Source organism: Kitasatospora sp. DSM 101779, from assembly GCF_025655475.1.
Taxonomy (GTDB): Bacteria; Actinomycetota; Actinomycetes; order Streptomycetales; family Streptomycetaceae; genus Kitasatospora.
Window position 1 is genome coordinate 511,739 of sequence record NZ_JAHTIK010000001.1, and the last position, 14,040, is coordinate 525,778.

18 protein-coding genes are annotated in these 14,040 nt (G+C 75.2%); 15 read left to right on the forward strand and 3 right to left on the reverse strand.

Annotation, left to right across the window (positions count from 1 at the left end; genetic code table 11):
* From KSNIM_RS02375 to KSNIM_RS02390, 4 genes are all read left to right on the forward strand, one after another.
* Positions 1-431 (forward strand): DUF3995 domain-containing protein (locus tag KSNIM_RS02375; RefSeq protein ID WP_263101522.1); only part of this gene is annotated, 431 nt, incomplete at its 5' end.
* Between the two features lie 153 nt (positions 432-584).
* Complete coding sequence (locus KSNIM_RS02380) at positions 585-1,112, forward strand: NUDIX hydrolase family protein (RefSeq protein WP_263107802.1); 528 nt, start codon at positions 585-587, stop codon at positions 1,110-1,112.
* A gap of 70 nt (positions 1,113-1,182) precedes the next feature.
* A complete protein-coding gene (locus KSNIM_RS02385) occupies positions 1,183-2,010 on the forward strand; it encodes an MFS transporter (RefSeq protein WP_263101523.1) in 828 nt (275 codons plus the stop codon).
* Positions 2,011-2,119: 109 nt separating this feature from the next.
* Positions 2,120-2,488: a VOC family protein gene (locus tag KSNIM_RS02390; RefSeq protein WP_263101524.1), complete on the forward strand. Its 369-nt coding sequence runs from the start codon at positions 2,120-2,122 to the stop codon at positions 2,486-2,488.
* Between the two features lie 127 nt (positions 2,489-2,615).
* On the opposite strand, the gene KSNIM_RS02395 is transcribed toward KSNIM_RS02390, so the two are convergent.
* Entirely contained in the window at positions 2,616-3,164 is a 549-nt protein-coding gene (locus KSNIM_RS02395) for an LURP-one-related/scramblase family protein (RefSeq protein ID WP_263101525.1), read from the reverse strand.
* Positions 3,165-3,836: 672 nt separating this feature from the next.
* On the opposite strand from KSNIM_RS02395, the gene KSNIM_RS02400 reads away from it, so the two are divergent.
* Together KSNIM_RS02400 and KSNIM_RS02405 are read left to right on the forward strand one after the other, a co-directional pair.
* Positions 3,837-4,028 (forward strand): ferredoxin, encoded by a 192-nt coding sequence (locus tag KSNIM_RS02400; protein WP_411543644.1) that lies wholly within the window; start codon positions 3,837-3,839, stop codon positions 4,026-4,028.
* 28 nt (positions 4,029-4,056) lie between these two features.
* Complete coding sequence (locus KSNIM_RS02405) at positions 4,057-5,289, forward strand: cytochrome P450 (RefSeq protein WP_263101527.1); 1,233 nt, start codon at positions 4,057-4,059, stop codon at positions 5,287-5,289.
* A 69-nt stretch (positions 5,290-5,358) separates the two neighbouring features.
* On the opposite strand, the gene KSNIM_RS02410 is transcribed toward KSNIM_RS02405, so the two are convergent.
* On the reverse strand, positions 5,359-5,775 hold the full coding sequence (locus KSNIM_RS02410) for a TetR-like C-terminal domain-containing protein (RefSeq protein WP_263101528.1): 417 nt from the start codon (positions 5,773-5,775) through the stop codon (positions 5,359-5,361).
* A gap of 481 nt (positions 5,776-6,256) precedes the next feature.
* Here KSNIM_RS02410 and KSNIM_RS02415 point away from each other — a divergent pair, with 481 nt between their 5' ends.
* The 6 genes from KSNIM_RS02415 to KSNIM_RS02440 all read left to right on the forward strand — a co-directional run bounded on the left by KSNIM_RS02415 (position 6,257) and on the right by KSNIM_RS02440 (position 10,370).
* Positions 6,257-7,021: a FadR/GntR family transcriptional regulator gene (locus KSNIM_RS02415; RefSeq protein WP_263101529.1), complete on the forward strand. Its 765-nt coding sequence runs from the start codon at positions 6,257-6,259 to the stop codon at positions 7,019-7,021.
* Positions 7,018-7,851: a sterol desaturase family protein gene (locus KSNIM_RS02420; RefSeq protein ID WP_263101530.1), complete on the forward strand. Its 834-nt coding sequence runs from the start codon at positions 7,018-7,020 to the stop codon at positions 7,849-7,851. Before KSNIM_RS02415 ends, KSNIM_RS02420 begins: the two co-directional genes overlap by 4 nt.
* A 9-nt stretch (positions 7,852-7,860) precedes the next feature.
* The gene (locus KSNIM_RS02425) at positions 7,861-8,112 is read left to right on the forward strand and encodes a hypothetical protein (protein WP_263101531.1); all 252 of its coding nucleotides are present in this window, start codon (positions 7,861-7,863) and stop codon (positions 8,110-8,112) included.
* Positions 8,113-8,421: 309 nt separating this feature from the next.
* Positions 8,422-8,943 (forward strand): cupin domain-containing protein, encoded by a 522-nt coding sequence (locus KSNIM_RS02430; protein WP_263101532.1) that lies wholly within the window; start codon positions 8,422-8,424, stop codon positions 8,941-8,943.
* Positions 8,940-9,341 carry a VOC family protein gene (locus tag KSNIM_RS02435; RefSeq protein ID WP_263101533.1) on the forward strand — a complete coding sequence of 134 codons (402 nt, stop codon included), beginning with the start codon at positions 8,940-8,942 and terminating at the stop codon, positions 9,339-9,341. Before KSNIM_RS02430 ends, KSNIM_RS02435 begins: the two co-directional genes overlap by 4 nt.
* A 384-nt stretch (positions 9,342-9,725) precedes the next feature.
* Positions 9,726-10,370 carry a hypothetical protein gene (locus KSNIM_RS02440; RefSeq protein ID WP_263101534.1) on the forward strand — a complete coding sequence of 215 codons (645 nt, stop codon included), beginning with the start codon at positions 9,726-9,728 and terminating at the stop codon, positions 10,368-10,370.
* A gap of 221 nt (positions 10,371-10,591) precedes the next feature.
* Here the strand turns inward: KSNIM_RS02440 and KSNIM_RS02445 are convergent, their stop codons facing one another.
* Positions 10,592-11,197, reverse strand: coding sequence for a helix-turn-helix domain-containing protein (locus KSNIM_RS02445; protein WP_263101535.1), 606 nt, complete (start codon positions 11,195-11,197; stop codon positions 10,592-10,594).
* 79 nt (positions 11,198-11,276) lie between these two features.
* On the opposite strand from KSNIM_RS02445, the gene KSNIM_RS02450 reads away from it, so the two are divergent.
* From KSNIM_RS02450 to KSNIM_RS02460, 3 genes are all read left to right on the forward strand, one after another.
* Positions 11,277-12,032, forward strand: a complete 756-nt coding sequence (locus tag KSNIM_RS02450) for a class I SAM-dependent methyltransferase (RefSeq protein WP_263101537.1) — start codon at positions 11,277-11,279, stop codon at positions 12,030-12,032.
* Positions 12,029-13,486, forward strand: a complete 1,458-nt coding sequence (locus KSNIM_RS02455; RefSeq protein WP_263101538.1) for an MFS transporter — start codon at positions 12,029-12,031, stop codon at positions 13,484-13,486. The genes KSNIM_RS02450 and KSNIM_RS02455 overlap by 4 nt, the downstream gene beginning before the upstream one ends.
* 136 nt (positions 13,487-13,622) lie before the next feature.
* Entirely contained in the window at positions 13,623-13,991 is a 369-nt protein-coding gene (locus tag KSNIM_RS02460) for a BlaI/MecI/CopY family transcriptional regulator (protein ID WP_263101539.1), read from the forward strand.
* Positions 13,992-14,040 lie beyond the last annotated feature (49 nt).

Below are 14,040 nucleotides of genomic sequence, written 5' to 3' on the forward strand. Positions count from 1 at the left end.
CGGCGGCGGGGCTGTGCGGGGCCGCGGTCCTGCACGCCGTCTGGACGTTCTCGCCCTGGCCGCTGGAGTCGCGGGCCGAGTTCGCGACGGTCGTGGTGGGGGTGGACGAGTCGCAGCTGCCGTCCGGACCGGCGACGGTCGCGGTCGCGGGTCTGCTGGGCGCCGCGGCCTGGCTGGTCGTCACCGCCGCCCGGCCGGACAGCACCCTCGGCGCCTCCCGGCTGGTGCGCTGGGGCGTGTCGACGGTCTCCGGGGTGCTCGCGCTGCGCGGCGCCGGCGGACTGGTGGTCTCCGGGCTGGGCCTCGGCGACGCCCCGGACGGGTTCCGGCACTGGGACCTGGCGCTCTACTCGCCGCTCTGCGTCACCCTCGGCGCGTTGACCGGCTACCTCGCGCTCCGCACCCGGCGCCGCGGCCGCCGGTCGGCCTGAGCGGCCCGCGACGGTGTCCCGGGCGCCCGCGGCCATGTCCTGACGGCCCCACGGATCGCCCCGCGACGGCCCGACACGCAGAGTTCTCCGGACCGCAGCGGCAGGATGATCCCGCAGGCCCGCCGCGGAACGTACGATCAGCCAATGGCTGACATGACGGAAACCAACCCGGGGTGGCTCGCGCCCGAGGAGCTGGAGACGGCCCGCGCCCGGCTGCCGATCCTGTACGTCGAAGCGGTGCCCGTGCGCGTCGACGACACCGGCGAAGTGACCGAGATCGGGCTGCTGTTGCGCATCGGGCCCGACGGCACGGTCAGCCGGACGCTGGTCTCCGGACGCGTCCTGTACCACGAGCGCGTCCGCGACGCGCTGCTGCGGCACCTGGAGAAGGACCTCGGCCCGGTGGCGCTGCCGAGGATCCCCGCCTCGCTGCAGCCGTTCACGGTCGCCGAGTACTTCCCTACCCAGGGCGTGACCTCCTTCCACGACCCGCGGCAGCACGCCGTGTCGCTGGCGTACGTGGTACCGGTGTCCGGCGACTGCAGGCCCCGCCAGGACGCGCTGGACCTGGTGTGGTTCAGCCCGCAGGAGGCCGCGTCGGACCTCGTGTTGCAGGAGATGCCCGGCGGGCAGGGTGTGCTGCTCAAGCGGGCACTGGCCCATCTGGGCTGCCTGACCTGAGCCTTCGGGTTCCCGCACCCGTGGCCGGCGGTGCCGGCGGCGTTCGGGTGATGCGGCGGCCCGCCCGCGGGTGTCGCGCCAGCAGGCCGCCCGGGCGCGGACAGTTCCGCTGGTCGACCTCCGGTTGTTCTCCTCGCGCCTGTTCTGCGGCGCCCTGGTCGCCAACGACTCCGTGATGACCGTCGTCTTCGCCGGCGTCAGCTTCCTGCTGACGCTCCACCTGCAGGAGGTCCGCGGCTACGGTCCGGCCGCCGCCGGACTCCTGCTGCTGCCCTCGACCGTCACCATCCTGCTGCTCAACCCGGTCGGCGGCCGGGTCTCCGCCCCGCGCGGCGCCCGGCTGCCGGTGGCGGCCGGGGTACTGCTGCTCGGCGCGGGCACGCTGGTGACCGCGATCATCGGCCGGCGCTGCCTCTCCTGGGTGCTCGCCCTCGGCCTGCCGGTCCTCGGGGCCGGCCTCGGCCTGATGTCGATCCCGCTCTCCGACACCGCGGTGGCCGGCCCGCCGGAGGAACTCGCCGGCACCGCCTCCGGCGTGTTCAAGGTCACCAGCATGCCCGGCGGTGCCTTCGGCGTCGCGGTGATGGTGGCCGTGCAGCAGGCGGTGAAAACCGGCCAGGCCGGCGACCGGGCGAAGGCGGCCGGACTGTCGGGCTCCGGCGCCCAACAACGGGGCGACGCCGTCACCGACTCGCAGCTCGCCGACAGCATCACATCCTCCCTCGACCAAGCGAGCCGCGACGCGCTCACCGCCGCCTACCGACAGGTCCGGGCCGTCGGCACCGGCCGGGCCATCGCACTGGCCGGCCTGGTCGCCGTCGTGGCGGCCCTCGCGCTGCCCCTGCTGTGGCGCGAGCCGAAACCCGGTACCACCACCGGGGCTGCCGAGTCGGCCTGACGGCACGTCGGCACCCGGCCGGCGTGTCCGGCGCCGGTGCCGGCCGGCTGCGCTGCGAAGATGCGGACGGGCGCGGTCCCGCGCCCGGATCCGGGAGCGAGGGCGGCACATGAGCAGCGGGGTCGGCGGCATCAGCGGGGCGCACGTCATCCTGTACAGCCAGGACGCCGAGGCCGACCGGGCCTTCGTCCGGGACGTCCTCGGCTTCCCGGGGGTCGACGCGGGCGGCGGCTGGCTGATCTTCAAACTTCCGCCGGCCGAGGTGGCCGTCCACCCGACGGCGGGTGAGGCCTCGCACGAGCTGTACCTGATGTGCGACGACATCGACGTCCTGCTCGGCGAACTGCGCGCCCGCGGCGTCGGGATCGCCAGCGAGGCCACCGACCAGGGCTGGGGCCGGCTCGCGGCGATCCGTCTCCCGAGCGGCGCGGAACTCGCCCTCTACGAGCCGCGGCACCCCACCGCCCACGGCCTCTGACCCGCCTCCTCCCGCCGCCGGTCCCCGGCGGCACCGAGGACCGCACGTGGACCGGCGGCCGCAGTGCCCTCGCCGAGCTCTCGGCGAGGGCACTGCGGCCGGCTGACCTCGAGCCGCGGTGCCGGTCTCAGTCGCCCGGGTGGGCCATCGAGTCGATGGCCACGGCCGCCGCCAGGACGGTGGTGTGGTCGGCGTCCGGGCCGATGTCCACCGCGTAGGTGTCCCGCACGCGGAACCACTTCTTGGAGACCTCGGCGATCTTGTAGCCGTCGCGCTCGATGGTGTACTCGTGGTCGACCACGTTGCCGTCCACGGTGAGGTCGTCGCCGTCCTCCTGTTTGATCGTCCACCGGTCGCGCACGGGGCTGATCACGGCCTTCTTGACGATCGCGACCCGGTGGCCCTCGGCGTCGTCGATCGCCATCGAGTCCTTGATCCGCAGCGGCCTGCTCTGGACGGTCGCGACCCGGTGGCCCTGTCCGTCCTCCAGGTGGAAGGTGCGGCGGGCGCGCAGCGCCTTGCCGTCCACCTTGTAGACGTGGTCACCGGACTCGTTGTCGATCCAGTAGTCGTCGCCGATCGAGACCATCTTCTGCTGCATGCGGTACCGGGTCACCCCGTCGCCGTGGTCGAAGGCGCGGTTGGCCTCCCGGCGTTCCCGTCGTTCCTGGAACATCGTGCCGTCCTTTCGGGCCCCGCCGCCGGGTGCGGCGGCGGGCGAGGATCCGTCTCTTCAGTATGGGACGGCCGCCGGCTCGGGCCACCGGCGGAAGGCGGCGCCGGGCGGACCGGCCGGCCGGCAGGATGCGCTGCGCCGACGCGGGGCGGGGCGACGGTCTGGGGCAGGGCGCCGATCGGCAGGCCGAGGAGGAGGAGGAGCAGCGGCAGCAGGAACCGGGTCGCGGCCCGTGCTGGGTGGGGGCACGGGTGGCTCCGGTGCGTCGGGGCGGGCCGGGGCGCCGGCGCGCCCGGGCCCGGCGGCCGGGGGTCGGGGTCGGGATCCGCGGCATCGGGTGGGGGTGGAGGCCGACCGGAAGCGCGGCGACGGGCGAATGCCGGCGTCAACCGTCGGGCGGACCCTCGTGGATCGGTGCTGGGGAATGACCCGCGGGCGAAACCCCGGACCGCCGTCTCCGCCGGCCGGCGGTGCTGTTGCGGTCGATCCGGGAACGATCATCCGCCGGAACCGGGGGCCGGTTTCGGGCGCCTCCCGGAGCGGCCGAAACGGGGCGCCCGGAATCGGACACGTTCGCGAAAGTTCTCCGGGTACGTACTCACGCCCTTGGTTGGCATGCTATCGGTTGACCGAGGCAACCGTTCCCGCTCCCGCTGGAGGCGCGCGATGCAGGTGACCGTCGATCAGGACCGCTGCTGCGGCTCGGGCCAGTGCGTGCTGACCGCGCCCGCGGTCTTCGACCAGTCCGACGAGGACGGGCTCGTCCGGCTGCTCCGCCCCGGACCGGCGGAGGAGGAGCGCGCCGCCGTCCGGCTGGCCGCCGCGCTCTGCCCCGGAAGTGCCATCACCGTGCTCGACGAGTGACCCCCCACCCCCACGCGGAAGGACCGGCATGACCACCACCCCGACCGAATCCGCCCGTTCCGCCGATGCCGCCCTTTCCGGCGGGCCGGCGCTGCCCGCGGCCCGCGGCGGCTGCCCGTTCGCCCCACCACCCGCCTACGAGGAGGCCCACCGCACCGCCCCCGTCACCCGCGCCCCGCTGTGGGACGGCTCCTCCTGCTGGCTGGTCACCGGCCACGCCCAGGTCCGCACCGTGCTGTCGGACAACCGTTTCTCGGCCGACGCCCGGCACCCCGGCTTCCCGTTCCTCTCCCCCGGCCGCCGCGAGCTGGTGAACCGGGCCACGCCCTCGTTCCTGCGCCTCGACGGCGCCGAGCACGCCCGTCAACGCCGCATGCTCACCGGCGACTTCATCGTCAAGCGGGTCGAGGCGATGCGCCCCCGGATCCAGCGGATCGTCGACGACGCGCTGGACCGGATGGTGGCCGAGGGCTCCCCCGCCGACCTCGTCGCCGCGTTCGCGCTGCCCGTACCCTCGCTGGTCATCTGCCACCTGCTCGGCGTGCCCTACGAGGACCACGGCTTCTTCCAGAGCCGCAGCGGCATCCTGCTGGACATCGCCGCACCTGCCGAGAGCGTCGGCGCCGCACAGCGCGAACTCACCGGCTACCTCACCGAACTGACCGGCCGCAAGCGGCGCGAGCCGGACGACAGCCTCCTCGGCCGGCTCGCCGCCCGCCCCGACGTCTCCCCCGAGGAGGCGGCGGCGACCGGACTGCTGTTGCTGGTCGCCGGCCACGAGACCACCGCCAACATGACGGCGCTCGGCACCCTCGCCCTGCTGCGCCACCCGGAACAGGCCGCCCGGCTGCGGGCGGAACCGGGCCTGGTGAAGGGCGCGGTCGAGGAGCTGCTGCGCTGGCTGAGCGTCGTCCACCTCGGCGTCCCACGGGTGGCCGTGGAGGACGTCGACCTGGACGGCACGGTGGTCCGGGCAGGCGAGGGCGTGCTCTGCATGGTCTCGACCGCCAACCGGGACGCGGCGGTCTTCACCGACGGCGACCGCCTCGACCTGGGCCGGGATGCCCGCCGGCACTTCGCGTTCGGCTTCGGCGTGCACCAGTGCCTCGGGCAGCCGCTGGCCCGGGCGGAACTGCAGATCGCCCTGGAGACGCTGTTCCGCCGCCTGCCCGGCCTGCGGCTGGCCGTGCCGTACGAGTCGGTGCGCTACCGCGCCGACATGGTGGTGTACGGGGTGCAGGAGCTGCCGGTCGCCTGGTAGCGGCCCCGCGCCGAGCGGTCACAGGGACGGCCGGCCCGGGGTGTGGCCGGAGGGCGGCGGTGACGGCAGTCAGGTGGCGGCGGCCAGGTGGGCGGCGAGGGTGTCGGCCGCGGTGTCGTCCAGTGGTGCGTGGCCGACCAGCAGCCGGTACCAGAGGAAGCCGTAGCCGAGTTCGACCAGCACCTCCGGGTCGGCGCCGGGACGCAGGACGCCCCGGGCCGCGGCGCGGGCGAAGAGTTCACCCAGGGCGGCCCGGCGGCGGGCGGTGAAATCCCGGAGCACCTCCGCCACGGCCGGCTCGCGCTGCGCGCCGGAGACGACCTCGCCGAGCAGCCGCACCATGCCCGGGTCCTGCAGCACGTCGAAGCCGGCCTTGAAGAAGGCGCATCCTGCGGCTGGTGCTGCCGCGCCTGGCGTCGGGGCCCACCCGGCGCAGGGCGTGTGCTGCCGCGGCCGTGGGAGCGCTGGCCAGGCATCCGTCGGCATCGGCGCAGCGGCCGGGGCTGCTGGAACGGTTGGCTTCGACGGCTCGGGCTTCCGGCTCCCCCTACGACCTGGCGACGGTTCTGACCGCGATCGGCCGGCTCGACGGGGACACCCGCCCGTGGCTCGGGGACCCGCACGTGGGCGTCCGGGGCTGCGCCGCCCTGGCGCCCGGACTCGTCGGGGACGATGCGGCACTCCGGGTTTTCGGGAACCGGCGCAGTCGCCGCGCGCATTCGGCGAGTCCCTCGGCGACCTGGCTCCGCCCCTGCAGTTCCAGGTCAAGCCCTATCGGGACCGGCTCACGCCGGATCTGCTCTGCGGGGCCGACGCCGCGCGCCGGTCAAGCCCAGGGCCTCGTCCACCGGGCTTCCGGCGCGAAGTGGCACCCACGTCGTACTGCTGGCACGAGCCGGCCGCCCCTTGGGAACCGAACTGGTCCAACCAGTTGACCAGTGGCCCTGCCGGGTGCATGCTGACCGCCATGACGGAGCGGGCCATCCGGCGGGAAGCGGTCTCGGACCAGCTGTTCTCGCTGCTGGAGGAGCGGATTCTGAACGGCGTGCTGCCGCCCGGCGGCGCGCTGACGGCCGAGCGGGAGCTGGCGGCGGAGTTCGGGGTCAATCGGCATGCGGTGCGCGAGGCGGTCAAGCGCCTGCAGCAGGCCCGGCTGGTGGAGGTGAGCCAGGGCGGGCGTACCCGCGTGCTGGACTGGCGCACCTCCGCCGGGCTGGACCTGGTGCTCCAGGCGTCCGCCGGTGCACGGGTGCCGCCCGCACTCGCCGGGCTGCAGCGCGACGCCCTGGAGATGCGGGCTTGCATCGGCGCGGACGCCGCCCGGCTGTGCGCCGAGCGCTGCTCGGCCGAGCAGGCCGCGGAGATCACCGCCGCGGCGGCCGCGTTCGGGCGGATCGGGCCGGATCTGGCCGCGCTGGGAGCCGCGGACATCGCCTGGTGGCGGCTGGTCGTCACCGGCTCGGGGAACCTCGCCTACCTTCTGGCGTTCAACAGCCTGGTCGGCGGCGCCCTGCCGGTCGGCGAGGTGCCGCCCGCGCACCGCGCGGACGAACTGCTGGACGTGACGGCGCACTTGCGCCTCGCCGAGCTGATCGCCGCCGGTGAGGCCGCGGCCGCCGAGCGGGCGGCCCGGGAGCTGCTCTCGCGCGCGGTGCCCTCCCCCGCCGCGGAGGCGGCCCCGGGCCCGGAGGCAACCCCGTCCGCCGCCGCGGGGCGGGGGGCGGCGAAATGATCCCCGCGGTGTTCTACGCGATACCCGCCTTCGTGCTGCTGGTGGTCGTCGAGGCCCTGTCGTACCGCTTCCTGCCCGACGACGACGAGTACGGCTACGAGGTCCGCGACACCGCGACCTCGCTGTCGATGGGCGCAGGAAGCCAGGTGGTCGGCCTGCCGTGGAAGGCCTTCGCGGTGCTGGCGTACGCCGGGCTCTACATGCTCGCGCCCTGGCACCTGTCCGCCTCGTCGGCCTGGACCTGGCTGGTCCTGTTCTTCGCCGACGACCTGGCGTACTACGCCTTCCACCGGGCGCACCACCGGGTGCGGGTGCTGTGGGCGAGCCACGTGGTGCACCACTCCAGCGTCCGGTACAACCTGTCGACGGCGCTGCGGCAGAGCTGGACGCCGATGACCTCGCTGCCGTTCTGGCTGCCGCTCGCGGCGCTCGGCATCCCGCCGTGGATGATCCTTCTGCAGCAGTCGGTCAGCCTGATCTACCAGTTCTTCCTGCACACCGAGCGGGTGGAGAGGCTCTGGCGGCCGGTCGAGTGGGTGTTCAACACGCCGTCGCACCACCGGGTGCACCACGGCTCCAACCAGGTGTACCTGGACCGCAACTACGGCGGCATCCTGATCGTCTGGGACCGGTTGTTCGGCACCTTCGAGCCCGAGGGCGAGCGGGTGGTGTACGGCTTGACGAAGAACATCGCCACCTTCAACCCGCTGCGGGTGGCATTCCACGAGTACGCCGCCGCTTGGCGGGACGTCAGGGGTGCGACCCGATGGCGCGACCGCGCCGGCCATGTGTTCGGCCCGCCCGGCTGGTCGCCGAACCCGGAGGTCTGAGCGGCGGCCGTGTTCCGGGCGCCCGCCGCGCGCGACCCGGCGGGTGTCGTGCTGCGCCTGCCCGCCCTGGAGCGGATCGCCTGGCCGCTGCTGGCACCCGCGCCGGCCGTTCTGTTGTGGCGCGCCGCAGGGCGGCGGGAGCCGGCCGTCCTGGTCGGGCTGGCGCCGGCCGCGGCGGGCGACGCGGCGCTGCTGGTGCCGGGCAGGGCCGCCTTCGCGGCGGGCACGGCTGCTTCCTCGGCCTGCAACGCGCCTGCCTGACGGCCTTCGTACGCCGCAGCGCATTCGCCGGGGCGGCCGGTCGCGGCCCGGTGCCCGTGCTGTAACCGGCTGGCCGGGCGGCGGCGAACGCGGCCCTGCTGCCCTGCTGATGGCCGTCCACCCGACCGCCCAGTACCTGCTGGTCACCGCCCCGGCCCGGACGGTCCGCGCCCGTCCCCGTGCCGGCACCCGCGACCTGAGGCGAGGTCACGCCTGGCCGGGTGCATTCCGGCCGTCCGCAAGTGGCCCAAGATCATGGCAGTCAATTGCCCCGTGCCGGCGGGCCTTTGCCTCGCTACAGTGATCGTCATGACGACGGATCAGAACACCGGTACCACCCTCGGCGAGCTGCTCACGCCCGTGCTCACCCGGTGCGCCACGGCCGAGACCTGCACGGACCCGAGCAGCGTGATGACGCTGCTGGCCGACTCGGCCGACAGCGCCGGCGGGTTCACCAGCTACCGTTCCAGCTTCGCCGCGGGGGCGGCGGGCGCACCGGCGCACTTCCACACCAAGGCCTGGGAGCTTTTCTTCGTGATCAGCGGCTCCCTCCAGGTGCTGGTCGGCGAGGAGGTGAGCGTCCTCGGCGCGGGCGACTTCCTCGCGGTGCCGCCGCACACCCCGCACGCCTTCGCGGCGGCCCCCGGCGAGGAGGCCGACGTGCTGTTCGTGTTCACCCCGGGCATGGGGCGCTTCGACTACCTGCGGCTGCTGGGGCGGGTGATGCGCGGCGAGGCGGACCCGGCCGAGATCGCGGCCTCCTCCGAGCAGTACGACAACCACTACGTCGACAGCCCGGTGTGGCGTGCGGCGCTGGAGCGGTCGGCGTGATCGAGCCCTCCGTCCGCATCCGGATCGCCCGTCCGTCCCTCGACCTCGCCGCCGCCGAACGGTTCTGGGTGGGCGGGCTCGGGATGGCGGTGCTGTGGCGCACCACCGAGCACGTGGCCGGCGAGCACGACCTGCTCATGGTCGGCCTGCCCGGTGCCGACTGGCATCTGGAGCTCACCCGCGACCCCGAGCAGCCGGTGGTGCCCGCGCCGACCGACGACGACCTGCTCGTCCTCTACCTCGGCGCCCCGGTGGACGAGGCTCTGGTCGACCGGCTGACCACCCACGGCGGCGCACGGGTGCCGGCCCACAACCCGTACTGGGACGAGCACGGCGTGACCGTCGCCGATCCGGACGGCTACCGCCTCGTCCTGTGCACCCGCACCTGGACGGCGTGACGGCCAGGGGCCGACGGTCGGAGGGTGCACGGAGAGCGACCTCGGACGGGCCGGCGCGGGCGGAGGTCGCCACTGCGGGTGACCGGCAGCCGTGCCGGGCCGGTGCCGACGGCCGCCGTCCGGTGGCGCGCCGCAGGTCCAGGATCCCCGTCCCGCGGCCGGGTTGACGCACGGTGACCCGTCGCCGGCAGGCCCGGGGTCGCGGCCGGTGACCTGGTTGCCGCGCCCCGGCCAGGAGTTCAGGATGGAGTGAGGACCGGCCGCCCTTCCCTCCCCGCCGCCCCGACCGGCGGTCGCACCGGGCCCGTCCGCCCGGCAGCCGGAAGGCAGCGGCCGACATGCGCACGCGGTACGGAGGGCGCAGCCATGTGCGAGGAATCCGTCGTGTCCGGGCCCGGACCGATCCGGCCGGAGCCCGGCGGGCCCCCACCCCCGGCCGGTCCGCCGCAGGAGGACGCCCGCGACCATCGGGGCCTGCTGACGCCGGTGGCCCCTGTCCGGCGGTTCGGCGCGGAGCCGGCCGGGCCGGGGCTGACCGCGGACGAGCGCGGGCGGGCGGCCGAACTCGCCCTCGCCGACCCAGAGGTGCGGCGCACCGTCGAGCGCGGGCGTCACCGGGTGCTCGGGGTGTACACGGCAGTGGCCGGGCGGCACCGTACGCATCCCCTGGTCGTCGTCTACGACTATGCGGACGGCGTGGCGGTGGAGGTCACCGTCGACCTCGCCGCGGGGCGGGTGCTGGAGGTGGCGACCGGCCGGCATCCGCCGGCCCTGGCGGAGGAGGAGCAGCGCCGGGCTCGGGACCTCGTCCGCGACAGCCGACTGCTGGCGGCCGCCGGGGTGGACATCGACTCGGGAGCCGGCCAGGTGCTGGCGGAGGTCGACCTGCACAGCCCCCGCTACCGACACCGGCTGGTCGACCTGCGGTTCGGCCCGGCCGACCGCCGGCTCCCCTCCGCCTTCGCGATCGTCGACCTGTCGGACGAGAGCGTCCTCACCACCGGCCTGACCTCCTCGGACGGTGTGTGACGACGCACTGTTCCGCGCGCCTCTCCTGCGGGACCCGAAGGACCGGTACCGGCTGTTGGGCGGCAGCCTGCCGCACCGACGACGCCGAGACCTCGAGCACCATGACCGCGGCCCGGCGCCGGCGGCGGTTCCTGTGCTGCGGCACCGAGGTCGGCCTGTTCGCCGGCGGCCTCGGCGGCACCGGTCGGTCGCACGGGTGGGGCTGAGCCGCAGTCCGCGGCTCAGTCCCCGGCGCCGTCCACCCCTGCGTGGCGGGGCCGCGCGCGGACGTGCATCCGCTCGCCCTGCCGGCCGAGGATGCTGAGGATCTCGACCGGGTGTTCGCCGGTGCTGCCGAACCAGTGCGGCAGCCGGGTGTCGAACTCGGCGGCCTCGCCGGTGTTGAGGACGGTCTCGCGGTCCCCGATCACCAGGCGCAGCCGCCCGGAGAGCACGTAGAGCCACTCGTAGCCCTCGTGGACGCGCGGCTGCGGCTCGCTCTGGGCGGCCGGCACGATCACCTTCCAGGCCTGCAGCGTGCCGGGCTGCCGGGTCAGCGGCAGGACGGTCCGGCCGTTGACCTGCCGGGGGCGCAGCCGGACCCGGGGGTCGCCGGTCTCCGGGGCGCCGACCAGCTCGTCCAGGGCGACGCGGTGCGCCTGGGCGATCGGCAGCAGCAGTTCCAGGCTGGGGCGGCGCTGTCCCGATTCCAGACGGGACAGCGTGCTCTTGGAGATGCCGGTGGCTTCGGCAAGGGCGGCCAGGGAGAGGCCGCGCCGGGTGCGCAGGAGTCGGAGCCGGGGGCCGACCTCGGCGAGGGCGGCGGCGACGGCCGGGGTGTGGTCCATGGGGCCATTCCACCGCGGGCGTCCCGGAAACGGCAACGATGGTTGCCGGTTCGGCGCGGCCGGCGCCAGTCTCGGCCCCATGGACGAGATCAAGGACATCGACGGACCCGCAGGGGTCGCCGCCGGCTTCGACCGCGAGGCCTGGGAGGAGCGGTACCGCACCCGGTCCGCGCTGTGGAGCGGACGGCCCAATCCGCAACTGGTGGCCGAGGCCGCCGTCCTGGCCCCCGGACGGGCGCTGGACGCGGGCTGCGGCGAGGGCGCCGACGCGCTCTGGCTCGCCGGCCGGGGCTGGCGGGTCACCGCCGCCGACCTCGCCGCGACCGCGCTGGATCGGGCCGCCGCCCGGGCCGCGGCCGCCGACCCGCAGCTCGCCGACCGGATCACCTGGCTCCGTGCCGACCTCGGTGAACGGCCGCCCGCCGGCGCCGGGTTCGAGCTGGTCAGCGCGCAGTACCTGCACCTGCCCGTCGAGGCCCGGCCGGCGCTGTTCGCGGGCCTCGCCGCCGCGGTGGCACCGGGCGGGACGCTGCTGATCGTCGGTCACCATCCGCGCGACCTGGCGGGCGGCGGCGGGCCGCGGCTGCTCCCGGAGATGCTCTTCACCCCGGAGGAGGCCGCCGCCGGCCTCGACCCGGCCGACTGGCAGGTGCGGACGGCACGGACCCGTCCGCGCCGTGCGGAGGACCGCACGGGCCGGCCCGTCACGGTGCACGACGCCGTCCTGGTCGCCGTCCGCCGCGGATCAGCCGTCGCCTCCCCGTCCGACGCCCTGTCCGACTCCGCGTCCGGCTCCGCGTCCGGCTCCTTGTCCGGAAAGGACGCCGCCCGGTGAACCCCGCAGCTTCCGCTACCACTACCACCGCCCCCGGGACGGCGCCCGCACCGGCGGCGACGTCCGCCCGCCCGGCGCTCGCGGCGCTCTCGCTGTCGATGCTGCTGCCCTCTTTGGGCATCAGCATCGCCAATGTCGCCCTGCCCACCCTGGCCGGGGCGTTCTCGGCGCCGTTCGCCGCGGTGCAGTGGGTCGTGCTGGCCTTCCTGCTCGCGACCACGACCACGATCGTCGGCGCCGGCCGGCTGGGCGACCTCGTCGGCCGCCGCCGGCTGCTGCTCGGCGGGATCCTGCTCTTCACGGCGGCGTCGCTGCTGTGCGGCACCGCGCCCGTGCTCTGGGTACTGATCGCCGCACGGGCGGCACAGGGCCTGGGGGCGGCCGTCATGATGGCGCTCACCATGGCCTTCGTCGGCGAGACGGTGTCGAAGGAGCGGACCGGGCGCGCAATGGGACTGCTCGGCACGATGTCGGCGGTCGGCACCGCGCTCGGGCCTTCGCTCGGCGGTCTGCTGATCGCGGGCCCGGGATGGCGGGCGGTCTTCCTGGCCATGGTGCCGCTCGCCGGCCTCGCCCTGCTGCTGGCGCACCGTCACCTGCCGCCGGACCGCCCGGCCGCGCATCGCGGCGGGGCGTCCGGGCGCCCGCGCCCGGACCTGGCCGGCACCCTGCTGCTGGCGCTGGCCCTTGCCGCGTACGCGCTGGCCGTGACGGTCGGGCGCAGCCGGTTCGGGACGCTCGGGCTCGGCCTGCTCGGGGCCGCCGGCCTCGGTGCGGTGCTCTTCGTGCTGGTCGAGCGTCGGTCGGCCGCACCGCTGGTCCGGCCGGCGCTGTTCCGGGACGGCGCGCTGAGCGCGAGCCTCGCCATGAGCGCGCTGGTGTCGACGGTGATGATGGCGACGCTGGTGGTCGGGCCGTTCTACCTGTCCCGCTCGCTGGGGCTCCCGGCGGCCGGCGTCGGGCTGGTGATGTCGGTCGGACCGCTGGTCACCGCGGTGACCGGGGTGCCGGCGGGACGGATCGTGGACCGGATCGGCACCCGGCGGACGACCGCGGCCGGGCTGGTGGCGGTCACGGCCGGCTGTCTCGCCCTGTGCGCGGCGCCGACGGGCCTCGGCACACCGGGCTACCTCGTCCCCGTCGTGCTCCTGACGGTCGGTTACGCGATGTTCCAGACGGCCAACAACACCGGCGTGATGGCGGACGTCCCGCCGGACCGCCGGGGCGTGGTGTCCGGTGTGCTCAACCTGTCGCGCAACCTCGGCCTGATCACCGGCACCGCCGTGATGGGTGCCGTCTTCGCCGCCGCCACGGGCAGCGGCGACCTGACCGCCGCGCGGCCGGCCGCCGTTGCCGCCGCCCTGCACACCACCTTCGCCGTGGCCGCCGGGCTGGCCGTCGTGGCCCTGGCACTCGCCCTCGCCACCGGCCGTGCTCCCACGGCGCGCACCTGACCCGCCCGTCGCGGTCGCGGGTGTCCCCCGATCGCGGTGTTCCCGCAGGTCGGGAGTTGGCGGGCGGGCCCGGGCCTGGCACCCTGTGCAGCGTCGTGATGGCGGTGCGGGTGCGGTGAAGGGTTCCGGTGGCTCGATGCGCGGATTCGGTCAGCTGGAGGCCGAGATCATGGAACGGCTGTGGTCCTGGGGCAGACCGGCCACGGTCCGTGAGGTGGTCGAGGACCTGAACGCGGTGCGTCCGGTGGCGTACACGACCGTCAACACGGTCGCCGACATCCTGTTCCGCAAGGGTTACCTGCACCGCGCCAAGCAGGGCCGGGCCTGGGTCTACGAGCCGGTGCGCTCCCGCGAGGCCTACACCGCCGAAGTGATGCGCGAGGTGCTGGGCGGGGCGGCGGACCCGCGGGCCGCCCTGCTGCTGTTCGTCGACGGCATGGACGAGGGCCAGGCCGCGCTGTTGCGCGAGGCACTGGCCGGCCGGGCGCCGGACGACCACCCGTGACGGCGGTCGCGGTCCTCGCCGCGCTCACCGCGGCCGTCGGCCGGTGGGC